This is a genomic window from Photobacterium alginatilyticum (genome assembly GCF_009910675.1).
Taxonomy (GTDB): domain Bacteria; phylum Pseudomonadota; class Gammaproteobacteria; order Enterobacterales; family Vibrionaceae; genus Photobacterium; species Photobacterium alginatilyticum.
Genome location: NZ_RSEJ01000002.1, coordinates 285,990 through 302,917 on the forward strand (window position 1 = coordinate 285,990; position 16,928 = coordinate 302,917).

Below are 16,928 nucleotides of genomic sequence, written 5' to 3' on the forward strand. Positions count from 1 at the left end.
CCTCACTTCATTAATTCACGGACCCAAGGGCGATGACTTTCACGGGCAATGATTTCATTGCGCAGACGAACCAGCGTCACCGCGCCAAAGAAACAGGCAAAGCCGACAATGTTCAGTAACAGCGGCCACAACATGGTGCTATCCATCGACGGTTTGTCAAATTTGGTAATCGTGGCACCTTGGTGCAGGGTATTCCACCACTCAACAGAGAAGTGAATGATAGGCAGGTTGATAACACCGACAATCGCCAGAATACCCGCCGCCTTTGCCGCAGTCTTCTGATCATCAAACGCACTATAGAGGGCGATAACACCAAGGTAGAGGAACAACAAGATCAGCTCAGACGTCAGGCGGGCATCCCACACCCACCAGGCCCCCCACATAGGTTTACCCCAGATGGCACCGGTGAGAAGAGCAATCACGGTGAACACGGCACCCACCGGCGCCATTGCCGCAGCAGCCATATCGGACAGTCGGATCTGCCAGACCAAACCGATAAAGGCCGCAATGGCCATTGACATATAGGCCCCCATCGACCAGATGGCCGCAGGAACGTGAAGATAGATAATCCGGAAACTATCGCCCTGCTGGTAATCTGTCGGGGCAAACATTAACCCCCAGATAGTACCGCCAATGATCCCCAATAAGGCAATAATGGAGAACCAGGGTAACAGGGTACCGCACAGGCGGTAGCAATTTTCAGCTTTCGCGTAGGGATGTAACCACTTCCACATATTTCTGCTCTACTCGTATAATTGTAATAAGTACGTTCTCAGCCAGCGTATTGTTCACTCAAAGCAGAACAACATACCAATGAAACAATTCTCATCATTAAATTAGGATAAGCAAAGTTGAATACCCCCTTTGAGGTACTTGCTCATCTAACCATCGCTTCCTTGTTCTTGCTCAAAATTGTCTCATGAGATCCATTATTATGAGACATCTTACTCAGGTGTAATTGTAATGTTTTATTGCACACTTATACGTAATGATGCAGCAACCGCAAATGGCGCCAGCGTTGCCGACCCAACCAACATTGCCCCCATCAGCGCCAACTGCCCGTTGAACGCCATCCCGAGGCTTGCCGCATCAATTGCCGAGGTAGCAAATATCAGCACAGGGATATACAGCGGCAAAATGAGCAAGCTCAATAATACCCCGCCCTTTCTCAGCCCCACTGTCAGCGCGACCCCAATCGCCCCGAGAAAGCTCAATGTCGGCGTACCGACAAGCAGCGTCAGTACCACCGCCTTCCAGGTCTCCCAGTCCAACGACAGCAATATTGCCAGCAGCGGGCTGATCAGCAACAACGGCACACCTGTCAATACCCAGTGCGCCACCATTTTGGCAAAAGCCAGCACCGGCAGTGGTGTCGGCATCATCAGCATCTGCTCGAGCGAACCGTCGACAAAGTCATCCCGGAACAGACGCTCCAGCGACAACAACGCGGCCAGCAACGCGGCAACCCAAACAATACCCGGCGCGATCCGAGCCAGTAGATTCGGCTCCGGCCCGACTCCCAATGGGAACAGGGTGATCACAATAATAAAAAACCACAACGGGTTAAAAACATCAGCCTGTCGACGAAATGCAATCAGCAGTTCACGCCGAATGACTTGAAAAATAGCGCTTAGCATCCTGAACTACTGCCCCAACTTAATCTTCCGTAAATGGTTACTGTCTGTGAACATATCCTGGTGAGTCGTTAGCAGCACGACACCGCCACGCTCGACATGAGACAGAAATAACCGTTCCAGCACTTTCACACCCTGCTTGTCGATAGCCGTCAGGGGCTCATCCAAAATCCACAGCTTATGGTTGCTGATCCACAACCTAGCCAGAGCCACCCGGCGCTGCTGACCAGCAGACAGCTGACCGGCCGGGACATCTTCCCGCCCAGCCAGACCGACATGGGCAAGTGCCTGCCAGAGGCAATCGTCACCGCTGACCTGCGGCGTTCCCGTCAGCTCCGAGTCTTCCGTATGGGTATGCATAGCCTGGAAAAAAGCCAGGTTTTCAAACGCTGTCAGCTCCCGCTTTACCCCGGTCTGGTGACCAAGGAACAGCAAGTCCTGATAGTAATCTTCCCGTGCTGTTTCGATATTTTCGTTGTTCCAGCACACGCTACCGCTGTCTGCCCGCCCGAGACCCGCAATGATCCGGAGCAAGGTTGTTTTTCCGGCGCCGTTATGTCCTTCAATCTGAACCAGTTCACCTGTCGATACAGAGAAACTTAGGTCGTCGAACAACACCCGCTCATCGCGGACACAGCTTAATTCTTGTACAGACAACATATTAAATGATGTATCCTAGGTGACACAATTTAGCGGGCATATTACCACACTGGTTCAGGATTTTGTTAGACACCCAGTTGTATAGTTCCATCACTTAGGTTAGTAATTGTGACATCCATGCGTATCGACAGCTCCCAAACCTCTGCTTTAACTAAGAGTGGACAAATTGAACCTAAAAAAGTGCCAGAAAATGAGACAAATACCAAAATTCCTCAATCCGTAAATACCAACAAGTCAATTCAGGGACAAATTTCCCAACTGTCTCAAGTATTAATGCAAATGAATGTGCTGCAACGTTTTTTTACAACTTTTGTCGCACAGCATTCATCCCCTTCGATGCCCTCTTCGCCAGCTGTCACTAATTTGCTCTCTCAGCTTCTGATGCCCGAAAATAAAGCCACGCTTATCCAGTGGCTTAGGCAAGGTGCCGGCAAGCAGGTTATGGTCCAACTGTTGGAGCAATCCAGACAAGCGGATAGCCCTCTCAGGCAGTGGCTGCAGCAGCTGCCAACCGACAAGCAAGACGAGTTCAATGCGCTGCTCAAACTGGCCGTTGAACAGCGCTTGGCCGCCAACGGCAAAGATAACGACGCCACCCTGCTGCAGTTGCATTTGTTGCAACCCAACGGCCGAGAGCTGAAATTATCCGTTGAAAAGGATCCCGACGCCAGTCCGGCAAGAAGCACCGAGCAATCGTCTAAGTGGACTATCCGGTTAGCTCTTCCTGTCGGCCAATACGATATCATCCATGCCATCGCGGTATGGCAGCAACAAAACCTGGCTCTCGCCTTCGAATCAGACAATAGAGAGTGGCTGAAACGCACCGAGGTCCTTTCCCCGGTGCTGACCGAGCGGTTAGCAATGCTGGGGATCGACAGCGAGCCTGCCACCTTTACGTTTCGTCCGCCGCAAATTGTCGAACCCAAAACAGAAGGACTGTCGATTCTGGTATAGTGATCGCCACAGATATGGCCAAATTGAAGACATGCAGAAAAATAAAAGCGCGATAGCCCTCCACTATAACGGGCAGCAAACACCAACGGTAACGGCCAAGGGCCATAACCAGCTGGCAGAGCACATCATCGAGCAGGTCAAACAGCAGGGCGGGCTGATTCATCAGGATGAAGCGCTTACTGACTACCTCAACAACCTTGAGGTCGGTGACGAGATCCCGGAGAACCTCTATCGGGTTATCGCCGAGCTGATCGCTTTTTCCTGGTTCCTAAACGGAAAAACCCCTCCCGGGTGGGAAGGGCTTTCAGGTATCAACGAACAAGTGTAATACAACTGAACGACTGGTTGTGAAACCGTGTTAGCGTTCTAACGCCGTCTTGGCTGCGCCATCTTTTGCTGCAAGCGAAGCAACAGCTCCGCCTCCGCCTTAGGCAAATCACACTCTTCCATCAGCTCATCGACATCGGCGCCCAGCTCAACCATTTTACTGGCGCGGCTGTAGAGCTTTCCGTCGGGATCCAACATCGCCATTTCACCCTGTCGATCCGAGATCATCTCAAGGTGCTCGGCCATGTCAGCCAGCTTCTGGCTCATACCTATTGTTCCGGCACGCAGCTCGGTAAACTGCTTAAGCAAGCTTTCGTGCTGGTGCCGAGAGTTTTTCAACACCAACTCTGTGGCGGCAAATTTTGCTTCCAGTGCCTGGCGGGCCTTGCGTTCACGACGAACCATTAGCCATGAAATGATCACGGCCAGGATCGCAACAGCAACCGGCAACCATTGCAAAACGAGGCTTTGCATTACAAGTACGCCATCTCGTCCCATTCTTCGTCAGACAGCAGCTTGTTTAGGTCTACCAGGATCAGCAGCTCACCGTCTCGGTTGCTCACGCCCTGGATAAACTTCGCGCTCTCTTCTGTACCGACACTTGGTGTGCTGTCAATTTCAGAACTACGTAGATAAACAACTTCTGCAACGCTGTCTACCAAGATACCAATCACCTGCTTCTCAGCCTCGATGATCACAATACGGGTATTGTCAGAAATTTCACCTGGCATTAGGCCAAAGCGAGAACGGGTATCAATAACCGTTACTACGTTACCACGCAGGTTGATGATACCCAGAACGTAATCTGGCGCACCTGGTACCGGAGCAATTTCGGAGTAGCGCAATACTTCACGTACCTGCATCACATTGATGCCGTAGGTTTCATCTTCCAGCTGGAATGTTACCCACTGTAGTACCTGATCGCTACCGTCTTCTTTTTGTATTTCGGCTACACTAACCTGAGACATGCTGTTTCCTCTTTGGCCTTGCTCACATTACACTCTTAACATCTAAACCAGCATTGAGCATAGATATTAGTTCGCTAACATGAATTAGAGCACACATTTTTTCTTTAACCATTCCGGCAAGCCAAGGACGTTTACCCGCCTGTTCCCGCCAACGAACACTCTGCTCTGTCAAAGTTTCAGTCCCGTGGAGCGCATTACATGCCAATCCCCACTTGCTTTCCCCTAACATCACGATATATCGATATTCTTCCTGATGTTCATTCGAACTCAGTTTTTCCGGCATCACCCAGCGTGCAGTGTCGACCACATCCAGCTGATGCTCACGGTTTGTCATCAACCCGAGGTACCAGGGCGGCCGCCCCAGCAAGTGATTCACCTCTCCGAGCTGATGAATGCCCCCCAATTCAGTCAACGGCACGGCAAACGTGACACCATTGACCTCAAAGAAAAGCGCCTGAAACTCCGAACTCCTGTCCTGCTGTTGTTGCCATACATCCGGAGGACCGTCACTGCCAGGCTGTGTTTCAGGCTCAACAACCACTTCAGGCTCAGCGTGTTCTACGTCTGGCTCTGATTCTACGCTTGTTGCTGATTCTACGTTATTGCTTTGCGATTCAACAGAGAAAGGTTCCATAGCAGGCACAGTCACCGCCTCTTCCAGAACCACTTCTTCGACCGCCTGTTCAGCCCTTTCGGCCGCACACTGCATCTGCTCGGCAATCAGGGCATCGGTTTCATGCTGGATGTCAGACTGCATCTGGCTCATCTGACTCAGCAGTCGCTGCACATCTTCCAGCTCAGCCTGCGGCTTTTCGGCATAAGCAACCGACGGCTTGCTGTCCGGTAAAACGGGTTTAGGCTCAGCCGGCGGCTCCTGAGTCTGCGGTATCCAGCCTGATGCCTTCTCCGATGACGGAGAAAGGTTCAGCTCGACAGAAACGGCAGTATCACTCTGCTCATCGTGCGACTCAGACAGTTGTTCAAAGTCGAACGGTGCCGCGGTACTCTCAGATTGAAGATCGCTGTCGATCGTGGCGTCACCGCCTTGATCGTGCTGATCCGGTTGCTCTTGCGACTCAGCCTCTTCTTCAGCCTGAGAGGCTAACTCATCTGCCGGCTCAACCTCTTCAGGCTCAGCCAGCAAATCAAAGAAATAATCATCCAGTGCCTGTTCACTGGACAGACGATGCTTATCGTTCATCTTGATCCAGACGCTCCAGATAATTTAGTAGTGTCTTGTAAGCAAAGACACCACGGCAACTGCGGGCATACAAGGACGGTGGCATATGCTTGATACTGGCATCACGGAACTTGGTATCAATCGGCACCGCCGATGCCCAAATTTGCTCCGGGAACCGTACTTTCAGCTCCTGCAGTGTCTGCAGTGATGCCCGGGTCCGCTTGTCATACATTGTCGGGACAATGGTTACCCGAAAGCCCGAGGGACGAGATTTTTGCATGATCTGGAGGGTGCGCATCATGCGCTCCAGCCCTTTCATCGCCAAAAACTCGGTCTGTACCGGGATCAGGATCCTGTCGCTGGCCGCAAGGGCATTGACCATCATCACCCCAAGGATCGGCGGACAGTCAATCAGCACATAATCATAGTCATCTGCCAGGCTGTTCAAGGCCTTTTTTAACACCAGCCCCATCCCGCCACGGTTACCCATAACCCGGTCCAGCGTCGCCAGCGACATATGCGCCGGTATAATATCGATATTCTTGAACTGGGTATTCAAAATTATCGGGCGAACAGTCGCGCGCGTGACATCGGTAAGCTGAAACAAGTCAAACAGACTGGCAGCTACTGAATCCGCCTCAAAGTTGAGGTAGGTCGTCAGCGACGAGTGGGGATCGGTATCCACCAACAGTACGCGTTTGTTACGCTCACTCAGCAACCCGGCAAGCGTTACCGTTGTCGTTGTTTTCCCGACCCCGCCTTTTTGATTGGCGATACTCCAGACGATCAAATCGAACTCCCTATGACAGGCCGATTTCAACCAGAATGCGCTCGGCAATCCGATCTAGCGGCAGGTCTTCACTGGAGATCCCCGCTTTTGCCACGGCCTGCGGCATCCCGTAGACGACACAGCTTTCTTCGTCCTGCGCCCAAATCGTCGAGCCGCTAGATTTCAGCATGCGTGCGCCTTCTCGACCGTCAGCACCCATCCCGGTCAACACCATAGACAGAACCTTGTCATGATAGATCTTGGCCGCCGAACCGAAAGTAACATCGACGCATGGCTTATAGTTCATTCGCTCGCCGCCATCAATGATCCGCACACGGGCAGAGCCCGGACGTCCATCCAGCATCATTTGCTGACCGCCGGGAGCCAGGTAGGCCATTCCCGGCTTGAGGGTATCCCCGTCCTCGGCTTCCTTTACCCCAATTTTGCACAAATTGTTCAGGCGAGCTGCAAACGCGGCCGTAAAGGTCGCTGGCATGTGCTGAACCAGTACGATCGGATAAGGGAAATTGGCCGGTAACTTGGTCAATATTTTCTGCAGGGCAACCGGGCCACCTGTCGAGGTACCAATAGCCATCAGCTGATATTTCTTGCCCGAAGACTTAAACCGCGCCATCGGCTTCGCCGCCACAGGGCGCGCCCCCGGACGTGCCGCTGTCGCAGCCGTTGTCTGAGATGCCGTTGCAGCTGTTCGTCCAAGTGCAGGCTTTTTCAGCTCACGTCCAGTAGCCGGTGCAGTTGCAGCAGCCGGGCGAACCGAACGGCGCATGAAAACACGTTTTCGTGCCAGCTCGCCAACACGTTTTTGCAACAGGCCAACCGCCTCGTCACGGTTGCGGGCAATATCTTCAAATTTCTTCGGCAAGAAATCCAACGCACCGGCATCAAGTGCATCCAGTGTCGCCTTCGCACCTTCGTGGGTCAGCGAAGAGAACATCAGGATCGGGGTCGGTGCGCTTTTCATGATTTCGCGCACGGCAGTAATACCGTCCATCACCGGCATCTCAATGTCCATGGTGATGACATCAGGCTGAAGCTTGTTAGTCAGTTCTACCGCTTCTTTACCATTGACGGCACTGCCAATCACCTCGAGTCGAGGATCGGAGTTAATTATTTCACTGACACGGCGGCGGAAGAAGCTTGAATCATCCACCACCAATACTTTTACTGCCATGTTGTCTTTATCCCGTATATATGAGTTATCCAGCCTATCTAACAAACTGAACAATTATCTGGCACAGGCAAGCCCGACAGGTTAACAGAACCAGATAATAATTTAATTTGCTATTTAGGGGCTTACGCCCCTAATTTAGTTGTCGCTCTGGTGTTGAGTGAACGGCCTGGCCTTATCGGCCGGCATAGTGTTTTAGCAGGTTTGGCACGTCAAGGATCAGGGCAATATGACCATCGCTGGTAATGGTTGCACCAGCCATACCCGGTGTACCCTGAAGCAGCTCATCAAGCGGCTTGATCACGACCTCTTCCTGACCAATCAAGGTATCGACCACAAAACCAATACGCTGGTGACCAATTTGAACAATCACCACATGGCCATGGTCACGCTCACGCTGCGGCAGGCCGACAGCTGACAACCAGTCTTGCAGGTAGAACAGTGGGATAGCCTTCTCACGGACAATGATCGTCAGCTGACCGTCAACATTGTTTGTCTTGCGCAGATCAAGATGGAAAATCTCGTTCACGCTTGCCAACGGCAGGGCAAATGGCTGTTCAGCCACACCCACCATCAGGGTCGGCAGGATAGCCAGCGTCAACGGTACCTTGATATCAATACGGGTACCCTTGCCCAGCGCCGAATCAATACTGATTGAGCCATTAAGCTGACTGATCCCGGTCTTAACCACATCCATGCCCACACCACGACCGGAGATATCAGAGATCTCTTTTTTAGTCGAGAAGCCTGGCGCAAAAATCAGGTTATAACACTCGGAATCTGTAAGACGTGAAGCTGCATCAGCGTCCATTACACCACGGTCAACGGCGATGTTACGCAGTTTATCCGGATCCATACCGCCGCCATCATCCTCGATGGTCAGCAGAATGTGGTCGCCTTCCTGTGAGGCAGACAGCAGTACGGTACCAAGACGCGGCTTGCCGGCTTTTTCACGGGCATCCGGCATTTCGATACCATGGTCAACCGAGTTACGGACCAAGTGAACCAGCGGATCGGCCAGCGCTTCAACCAGGTTCTTATCCAGATCGGTTTCTTCACCGCGCATTTCCAGCACGATTTCTTTTTTCAGGCTACGCGCCAAGTCACGAACAACCCGAGGGAAGCGGCCAAACACTTTCTTGATTGGCTGCATACGGGTTTTCATCACCGCGCCCTGCAAATCGGCAGTCACGACATCCAGGTTGGATACGGCCTTGGACATTTCCTCATCATTGGTATTAAGGCCCAGGCTAACCAGACGGTTACGGACCAGTACTAATTCACCCACCATGTTCATGATGGTATCCAGGGTCGAGGTATCAACACGGACTGTCGCTTCGGCGGCCGGTTTGCCTTTATCCTTGGCTGCAGCAACAGCTTTCGGCTTTCTTTCCGCCACAGGTTTAGGTGCCGGAGCTGGTGCACTGGCTACAGGAGCCGGTGCTGCTGGTGCCGCAGGGGCTGCAGCAGGAGCCGCTGGCGCGACAGGCACTTCAGGGCTTGCCGGTTTAGAAACATCTGCCAGCATATCAGCCACCGGGCGAGTTGCCATCTCCAACTCTTCTGCCGATGGGCCTTTACCTGAGCCATGCAGCTCATCAAGCAAACGCTCGAACTCATCGTCAGTCATCAGGTCATCATCACCCGAGCTGGCACCGGTGTCACTAGGTACCGTCGAGGCCGCTACCGGTGCGGCTGGAACCGGTGTAGCAACAACCACGCTGTCAGTATTACCCGGGCCTTTGCCAGCACCGTGCAGTTCGTCCAGCAGACGCTCGAACTCATCATCGGTGATATCACCTGACTCAGACTGAATCTGATTCACAACAACTGCATTGCCTGCTTGTGGCGCAGGTGCCGATGCTGGGGTTGGCGCTGGTGTTGCAGAAGAGGCTGAAGGGCCACTGCCAGCACCATGAAGCTCATCAAGTAGACGATCAAATTCATCCTGCGTCATGTCATCAACCGTATCACCGGCAATTGCCGATGATGGGGTAGCAGGCTGCGCCGCTACTGGTTCAACTACCGGGCTTGGTGCCACAGGCTCAGGAACCACAACCGGCTCTGGCTCTGCAACCGGCGCAGCGGCGGCAGGAGCGAGTTCTTCTGCTGTCGGCGGCTGGCTGTAGCGGTGAAGCGCATCAAGCAGGCTCTGCTCAGCGGGAACAAGCGGCTCTCGCTCCTGCACCAAGCCAAACATTTCGTTGATGGTATCCAACGCCTCAAGAATCACATCCATTAATTCAGGTGTAACGCTTCGCTTGCCGGTTCTCAGCAAGTCAAAGATATTCTCTGCACCGTGGCATGCATCCACCAACTCAGTCAAAGAGAGGAAACCTGCGCCACCCTTAACGGTGTGAAAGCCACGGAAAATCGCATTGAGCAGCTCTGAATCTTCAGGGCTACGCTCAAGCTCAACCAGCTGCTCAGACAGCAACTCAAGAATTTCTCCTGCTTCAATCAAAAAGTCTTGCAGGATGTCTTCGTCTAAATCAAAGCTCATATATTTCCCCTAAAATCCAAGACTAGACAGCAAGTCGTCAACATCATCCTGTGAGGACATGACATTTTCACGTTCTTCTGTGTTGACAATTGGCCCCTCGGGAGTAAGCACACAGGCTTCTGTAAGGGCTTCAGGTCTGTCTTCTTGTTCCATGCCAAAGGCTTTAAGGATTTCGACTAATTGATCTTCCACTTCGTGCACCAATTCGATGACACGACGTATTATCTGTCCGGTGAGATCCTGAAAGTCTTGAGCCATTAAAATTTCTGTCAAATGGCTACGAAGCGCATTGTTGTCACTTTCAACCTGTACCAACAAGCTGTCAATTTCATGGCATAGTAACTTAAATTCATTAAGCGCAATCTGCCCGCCCATGAGACGCTTCCACTGAGGATGAACCTGACTCAGAGAGTCATTCAGCCTATCGGCAAGCGGTTCGATACTATCGATCGCATCCATGGTTTTATTGGCAGCAGATTCCGTTTTATCAATCACATATGACAAACGGTCACGGGCGTCAGGAATTTCGTTCTTCGCTAAATCATTAAGACGGGGATCAAGACGAAAATTTGCCAGTGAATCATGCAATTGGCGAGTCAACTTACCCACTTCTGCATAGACAGGATCACGGCTGTCGGAGACAAGCCCCTGTACAAGCGTGTTTGCTTCGTCCTGTTTCCCATCTTCAAGCAGGCTGACAAGCTGCTTAGCCTGATCGAGTGAAATCATTATGGTTATTACCCTTTTAGCGCCTGACGATTGTAATTACTGCATACGCTCGAAGATTTTATCTAACTTCTCTTTCAACGTAGCTGCCGTAAATGGCTTAACGATATAACCGTTAACACCTGCCTGCGCAGCTTCGATAATCTGCTCGCGTTTTGCTTCAGCGGTGATCATCAGTACCGGAAGGTGCTTCAGTTCATCATCAGCACGAATGTGCTTAAGCAAATCAATCCCTTGCATACCAGGCATGTTCCAGTCTGTTACAACGAAATCAAACCCGCCTTTTTTCAGCATAGGTAGCGCAGTCAATCCATCATCCGCCTCCTGGGTATTGTTAAAACCTAGGTCACGTAGCAAATTTTTAACGATACGGCGCATTGTTGAGAAGTCATCAACAATGAGGATTTTCATGTTTTTATTCAAAGTTGCCTCCACTGAGGTCACAGTGTTTTTATCTAATATGTATTAAGCAGTCCAAACCTTGAGCTTGGAACGCAAACGTTGCATCGCCTGACTATGAATCTGGCAAATACGAGATTCACTGACCCCGATAACAGCACCAATCTCCTTGAGATTGAGCTCCTCATCATAGTAAAGAGACAGGACCAGCGCCTCTCTTTCAGGCAGTGTTTTTATTGCTTCAGCCAGTGATTGACGGAAATTATCATTCACAACACCCTGAAATGGAAGATTTTCTTCAAGTGCTTCTTCACTTGCAACAGCATCTTCCGATACACCCAGGTCATCCATACCAATAAGACGCCCACAATTAACATCATTTAGCGCCTGATGGTACTGTTCGAGTGTCATTTCGAGATGTTCGGCAATTTCCTGATCATTGGGGTCACGCCCAAACTCTGCTTCCAGGAAAGAAATGGCTTCCGTGATGCGCCGGCTATTTTTATACACCGAGCGCGGAACCCAGTCTCCACGGCGGATATCATCAAGCATCGCGCCCCGGATCCGGATACCGGCAAAGGTCTCGAAACTTGCACCTTTGCTGGGATCATAATTCTGCTGTGCTTCCAGGAGGCCTATCATACCAGCCTGAATTAAATCTTCTAATAGAACGTTGGGGGGCAGTCGCCCCATCAGGTGATGAGCAATGCGCTTTACCAATGACGAATATCGCTCAATAAAGGCATGCGGACTCTCCTGATAGCGTCCGTATGTCAATGCTTTATTCACCAATAGGAGCCTCGTTCGGTGTTGGGGCTGGTGTTTGCTTTACCAATAACTTCTCAACAAAGAATTCGAGATGCCCACCTGCACTGCTCGGCACCGGCCAGGTCATGGCCTTCGACGCCAGTGACGTCAACGCTAATGCCGCCGGACTACGCGGGAAGGCATCAACCACAATTTTCTGACGTTTAACCGACTGGCGAACCCGGTCATCGAGCGGTACACAGGCAACCAGCTCGAGGTTGGCATTGAGGAACCGCTCCGTCACACGCGTCAGCTTGGCAAACAGTTCCCGCCCCTCGCGGTAACTGCGTACCATATTGGCTACAATCTTGAACCGCTGAACATCATATTCGCGGCTCAGGATCTTAATCAGCGCATAGGCATCGGTAATCGATGTCGGCTCATCGCACACAACAACCAGTACATCCTGCGCGGCTCGCGCAAAGCTCAGTACCATATCGGAAATACCGGCTGCGGTATCCACCAGCAGAACATCAATATCATCTTCCAGGCTGCTGAAAGCACGGATCAGCCCCATATGCTGAGCGGCCGTCAGTTCAGCCATGTTCTGGGTACCCGATGCAGCCGGGATGATTTTCACCCCGTACGGCCCCTCGACAATGATATCCTGAAGATCGCACTGTCCGGCCAGGACATGCGACAGGTTACGGCCTGCACGCAGCCCCAACATGACATCCACGTTGGCAAGGCCGAGGTCGGCATCAAGCACCATCACCCGCTTGCCCTCGCGGGCCATCGAAATAGCCATGCTCAGGGTCACGTTGGTCTTGCCCACACCGCCTTTACCGCCAGTAACAGTAATGACCTTAGTGGAAGATAATTTTGTCATACGGCGCAAACCGCTCGCTTGATCGTACATTGCGTTCTCAATCATAAAAGTCTGCCGCCTGATTATCTGAACTATCGCTACTCCAGAAATGAGATTGCTGGCTTAATTCTTGTTCTAGTAATTCGTTTGCACGTGATACCAGGTAATCACCTGTTGCTACTTTAATGTCTTCCGGTACCCGCTGGCCGTCAGCCAGGTAGGCGATAGGCAGCGCACTCTGAATCGATACACAAATCACCTCACCCAGGCTGAGAGACTCATCCAGCTTGGTCAGGACACAACCTGACAACGGGATCCGGCGGAAGTGTTCAATGGTTTCGTGCAGTACGCGCCGCTGTGCCGTCGAAGGCAGCACCAGAAAACTACGAATCTGTGAGCCACTGTTCTGCATCAGGGTATCAAGCTGCTCAGACAACCGAATATCACGTTGTCCCATCCCTGCAGTATCGAGCAGAACCAGGCGTCTATGCCGTAACTGGTGAAGTATATCGGCCAGCTCCTCGGCATCTTTAGCAACTCTTACCGGACAGCCCATAATTCGACCATATGTGGCCAGCTGTTCATGCGCTCCGATACGATAAGTATCTGTTGTAACAAGGGCGATTTGGTCCGGACCAAAATCCATCGCGGCACGTGCCGCCAACTTGGCGATAGTGGTCGTCTTGCCTACCCCTGTCGGTCCCAGCAACGCGACAACACCACCGGTCTCGAGTATACAGTCATCGGTAGTGATGATTTGATCTGACAGCAAATCCAGCAGCGCCGGCCAGGCCTCATTAGCCGGGACGTCTTCGGGGATGTAACAGGCCAGCTGGTCGGCAAGCTCCGGAGAGAGCCCCATTTTTTCCAACCGCTTGATCATCATTGCCCGCATCGGTTCACGGCGCTCGACTTCCTGCCACATCAGGCCGGAAAGCTGGTGTTCCAGCAATCGCCGGATCGACGCCATCTCATTGCGCATCGAGTCCATTTCATCATTCGAATGGCTACCGGCCTTCGGATCGTGACGACTCGGGTCAAGACGGTTGCCTCCCCGGCCATAATCCTGTTTCTGCGATTGCGGGCGACGGTAGTCGCCAATATCCAGCGCATGCTTTGGCTGACGCTGCGCTCCCATACCGCGCGAGGAGCCGTTAAGCCCGGTTTGCTGGCGACGTTCCGTACGCGGATCCTGACCGAACTCTTGCCGGCGACCGGAACCAAATCCGGATTCCTGCGGCGAATAATTGCCGTTTTGCGGGGCACGGTTTTGCGCCGGACGTCGATCGGCCGGCGCAGAGCGCGGACGCATTCCTGAACGATCCGGCTCATCATAGCCGCGTTCGGAGCCATTGCCATGGTGCTTGGACTGGCGTTTAAGCAGCGCCGACAGCGAATCCACCTCTGTTTCAGCAGGCTCGTCGTCTGGCTTGCTGTCACCGGTGTAGTTCTGCAATACATTGGCAAACCGACTTGCCGCCGACTGCTTCAGCTGTACCTTGTCATCTGCCAACTTGCGTTTGGCCTGACCCAGTCGCTCAGCCAGGGCATCACGTGTCGCCTGTGACGTCTTAGGCGGCTCGTTGGCAACGTCAGTATCCACGGCAGCAACAATCTCGACTCCGCCGGTCACTTTTTTATTGGACATGATCACCGCATCAGCCCCGAGCTCTTCTTTCACTTGGCTCAGCGCAGTTCGCATATCTTTGGCAAAAAATCGCTTAATTTTCAATCTTGTCTTCCCGTCTAATCACGCTATTGCTTACGGCATCTGTCACGCCAAGCCAGCCATTCGGTATTGCATCCATCCCGTCCTAGTTACCCACTGCATTGACAATGCGTATCTGTTTTTCGTCCGGGACCTCCTGATAGGACAGTACCCGCAACGACGGAATGGTATTTTTGACAAACTTAGCGAGCGTTGACCGTAATACACCGGAAGTCAGTAATACGGCAGGCTCCCCTTTCAGCTCTTGTTGCTGAGTGGCCTCGGTCAGTGAGCGCTGTAGACGCTCTGCCAGCCCTGGCTCGATGCCGGAAGATTCACCTCCGGCAGACTGCATAGTTTTATGCAATATTTGTTCCAACTCTGGGACTAAAGTGATCACTGGCAACTCTGGCTCTATACCATTGATTTCTTGGCAAATTAGTCGCTTCAGCCCAATCCGGACAGCGGCCGTCAGAATGTCAGGATCTTGACTCTTGGAGGAGTACTCGGAAAGGGTCTGCACGATTGTCCGCACATCCCTGATCGGGATCCCCTCATGAAGCAAGTTCTGCAGCACTTTAACTACCACGCCCAGCGACAGCTGATCGGGAACAAAGCCCTCGACAAGCTTGGGTGTAGTCTGGCTCAACATCTCAAGCAAATTCTGTACTTCTTCATGGCCGAGCAACTGCGAGGCACTGTTGGTCAGGATCTGGCTCAGGTGGGTCGCCAATACCGTTGCAGAATCTACCACGGTATAGCCAAGTGCCTGGGCATGTTCGCGCTGCGACTCCATTATCCATACGGCTTCAAGACCAAAGGCCGGATCGGTGGTCGCCTCGCCATCGATGGTTCCAAAAACCTGCCCCGGGTTAATAGCCAGTTCCATATTCGGGTGAATATTGGCTTCCCCGCAGGCCACGCCCATCAGGCTCAATCGGTATGTATTGGGCGGCAACTCCAGGTTGTCGCGAATATGAACCGGCGGGATCAAAAAGCCAAAGTCCTGAGACAGCTTTTTGCGTACCCCTTTCACTCGCTCGAGCAACTCACCGCCCTGCTCTTTGTCGACCATAGGTATTAGACGATAACCCACTTCGAGGCCAATAACGTCGACAGGCTGCACATCATCCCAAGATAGTTCTTTCTGCGTCGGCTGAGCAGCCAGTTCCGTCGAGGAAGACGTCTCCGCCTCCGCCACCGCAGCTGCTTTTTCTTTCTTGATCCGCCAATAGGCAAAACCCCCGATAGACGCTGCCAGCAACAAGAACGGCACATGCGGCATTCCCGGTACAATCCCCATCACAAACAAGATCACCCCGGTAATAATCAGGGCCTGGGGATTATTGAACATCTGAAAGATGAGCTGCTGCCCCATATCCTCGTCAGTATTTTGACGAGTCACCATCATGGCAGCACCAATTGACAGCAACAGCGACGGGATCTGCGCAACCAGACCATCACCGATGGTCAGCAAACTATAAATTTCTATTGCACTGCCAAACGTCAGGCCGTGCTGGCCCATGCCAATCACCAGGCCGCCGATGATGTTGATGAACAGGATCAGGATACCGGCAATGGCATCCCCTTTGACAAACTTCGACGCACCATCCATCGAACCGTAGAAGTCGGCCTCCTTGGTCACCTCAAAACGGCGAGTTCTGGCCTGCTCCTGATCAATCAGTCCGGCGTTCAAATCCGCATCGATAGCCATCTGCTTGCCGGGCAAGGCATCAAGGGTAAAGCGGGCACTTACCTCGGAGATACGACCGGCACCCTTGGTGACAACCATAAAGTTAATGATCATCAAAATCAGGAACACCACCAGACCGACGGCATAGTTACCGCCAATCACCACCGAGCCAAAGGCGTCAATGACCTGACCGGCCGCATCGGGCCCCTCATGCCCGTAAAGCAATACCACACGGGTTGACGCCACATTCAGCGCCAGACGCAACAAGGTGGCTATCAGCAACACGGTAGGGAAAGCCGCGAAATCGAGCGGACGGCGGGTATAAACAGTCACCAGCAGTACCACAAGAGCCAGGGCAATATTGAAGGAAAAGGCCATATCCAGCAGTAACGGAGGCATAGGCAGCACAACCATTGCCAAGGTTGCCAAAACCATGACTGGTGCGCCTATTGCTGGCATAGATTGCAGGCGTGATAAAGGTAATTTATCCGCAAAAGGTATCGAAAGCTTCATTCAATCTTTTTGTTGTTGGTGTGGTACTGACGAACAGTGAGAGCGGTCTATTTTATCGCTTTAACGTTCAAACAGGAACCTTCAAAGCAA

General features: G+C 52.3%; 17 protein-coding genes. 2 read left to right on the top strand and 15 right to left on the bottom strand.

The features are described from left to right. Positions 1-2 precede the first annotated feature (2 nt). The 3 genes from EIZ48_RS03500 to ccmA all read right to left on the bottom strand — a co-directional run bounded on the left by EIZ48_RS03500 (position 3) and on the right by ccmA (position 2,294). A complete protein-coding gene (locus tag EIZ48_RS03500) occupies positions 3-734 on the bottom strand; it encodes a heme ABC transporter permease (protein WP_075764002.1) in 732 nt (243 codons plus the stop codon). A gap of 234 nt (positions 735-968) precedes the next feature. Next, positions 969-1,637, bottom strand: coding sequence for a heme exporter protein CcmB (gene ccmB, locus EIZ48_RS03505; RefSeq protein ID WP_075764000.1), 669 nt, complete (start codon positions 1,635-1,637; stop codon positions 969-971). A 6-nt stretch (positions 1,638-1,643) separates the two neighbouring features. Beyond that, positions 1,644-2,294: a cytochrome c biogenesis heme-transporting ATPase CcmA gene (ccmA, locus tag EIZ48_RS03510; protein WP_160648725.1), complete on the bottom strand. Its 651-nt coding sequence runs from the start codon at positions 2,292-2,294 to the stop codon at positions 1,644-1,646. A gap of 285 nt (positions 2,295-2,579) precedes the next feature. Here ccmA and EIZ48_RS03515 point away from each other — a divergent pair, with 285 nt between their 5' ends. Both EIZ48_RS03515 and EIZ48_RS03520 read left to right on the top strand, forming a co-directional pair. Further along, the gene (locus tag EIZ48_RS03515; protein ID WP_160648726.1) at positions 2,580-3,248 is read left to right on the top strand and encodes a hypothetical protein; all 669 of its coding nucleotides are present in this window, start codon (positions 2,580-2,582) and stop codon (positions 3,246-3,248) included. 31 nt (positions 3,249-3,279) lie between these two features. Next, positions 3,280-3,576, top strand: coding sequence for an EscU/YscU/HrcU family type III secretion system export apparatus switch protein (locus tag EIZ48_RS03520; protein WP_160648727.1), 297 nt, complete (start codon positions 3,280-3,282; stop codon positions 3,574-3,576). A gap of 38 nt (positions 3,577-3,614) precedes the next feature. Here EIZ48_RS03520 and EIZ48_RS03525 read toward each other — a convergent pair whose 3' ends face one another. The 12 genes from EIZ48_RS03525 to flhA all read right to left on the bottom strand — a co-directional run bounded on the left by EIZ48_RS03525 (position 3,615) and on the right by flhA (position 16,838). Then, positions 3,615-4,049, bottom strand: a complete 435-nt coding sequence (locus EIZ48_RS03525) for a DUF2802 domain-containing protein (protein ID WP_160648728.1) — start codon at positions 4,047-4,049, stop codon at positions 3,615-3,617. Further along, a complete protein-coding gene (locus tag EIZ48_RS03530) occupies positions 4,049-4,543 on the bottom strand; it encodes a chemotaxis protein CheW (RefSeq protein WP_075763989.1) in 495 nt (164 codons plus the stop codon). Before EIZ48_RS03530 ends, EIZ48_RS03525 begins: the two co-directional genes overlap by 1 nt. A gap of 22 nt (positions 4,544-4,565) precedes the next feature. Next, positions 4,566-5,744, bottom strand: a complete 1,179-nt coding sequence (locus tag EIZ48_RS03535; RefSeq protein ID WP_160648729.1) for a chemotaxis protein CheW — start codon at positions 5,742-5,744, stop codon at positions 4,566-4,568. Continuing rightward, positions 5,734-6,513 (bottom strand): ParA family protein, encoded by a 780-nt coding sequence (locus EIZ48_RS03540; protein ID WP_160648730.1) that lies wholly within the window; start codon positions 6,511-6,513, stop codon positions 5,734-5,736. The genes EIZ48_RS03535 and EIZ48_RS03540 overlap by 11 nt, the downstream gene beginning before the upstream one ends. A 10-nt stretch (positions 6,514-6,523) precedes the next feature. Then, the gene (locus EIZ48_RS03545) at positions 6,524-7,684 is read right to left on the bottom strand and encodes a protein-glutamate methylesterase/protein-glutamine glutaminase (protein ID WP_160648731.1); all 1,161 of its coding nucleotides are present in this window, start codon (positions 7,682-7,684) and stop codon (positions 6,524-6,526) included. Between the two features lie 172 nt (positions 7,685-7,856). Next, the gene (locus EIZ48_RS03550) at positions 7,857-10,184 is read right to left on the bottom strand and encodes a chemotaxis protein CheA (RefSeq protein ID WP_160648732.1); all 2,328 of its coding nucleotides are present in this window, start codon (positions 10,182-10,184) and stop codon (positions 7,857-7,859) included. Positions 10,185-10,193: 9 nt separating this feature from the next. Further along, on the bottom strand, positions 10,194-10,913 hold the full coding sequence (locus tag EIZ48_RS03555) for a protein phosphatase CheZ (RefSeq protein ID WP_160648733.1): 720 nt from the start codon (positions 10,911-10,913) through the stop codon (positions 10,194-10,196). A 36-nt stretch (positions 10,914-10,949) separates the two neighbouring features. Continuing rightward, positions 10,950-11,321, bottom strand: coding sequence for a chemotaxis response regulator CheY (gene cheY / locus EIZ48_RS03560; RefSeq protein WP_036800231.1), 372 nt, complete (start codon positions 11,319-11,321; stop codon positions 10,950-10,952). A gap of 54 nt (positions 11,322-11,375) precedes the next feature. Beyond that, a complete protein-coding gene (locus EIZ48_RS03565; RefSeq protein WP_075763977.1) occupies positions 11,376-12,098 on the bottom strand; it encodes an RNA polymerase sigma factor FliA in 723 nt (240 codons plus the stop codon). Continuing rightward, positions 12,091-12,990 carry a MinD/ParA family protein gene (locus EIZ48_RS03570; RefSeq protein WP_160648734.1) on the bottom strand — a complete coding sequence of 300 codons (900 nt, stop codon included), beginning with the start codon at positions 12,988-12,990 and terminating at the stop codon, positions 12,091-12,093. Before EIZ48_RS03570 ends, EIZ48_RS03565 begins: the two co-directional genes overlap by 8 nt. Further along, positions 12,983-14,656, bottom strand: coding sequence for a flagellar biosynthesis GTPase FlhF (flhF, locus tag EIZ48_RS03575; RefSeq protein ID WP_160648735.1), 1,674 nt, complete (start codon positions 14,654-14,656; stop codon positions 12,983-12,985). Before flhF ends, EIZ48_RS03570 begins: the two co-directional genes overlap by 8 nt. Before the next feature lie 82 nt (positions 14,657-14,738). After that, positions 14,739-16,838: a flagellar biosynthesis protein FlhA gene (flhA, locus tag EIZ48_RS03580; RefSeq protein ID WP_160648736.1), complete on the bottom strand. Its 2,100-nt coding sequence runs from the start codon at positions 16,836-16,838 to the stop codon at positions 14,739-14,741. Between the last annotated feature and the right edge of the window lie 90 nt (positions 16,839-16,928).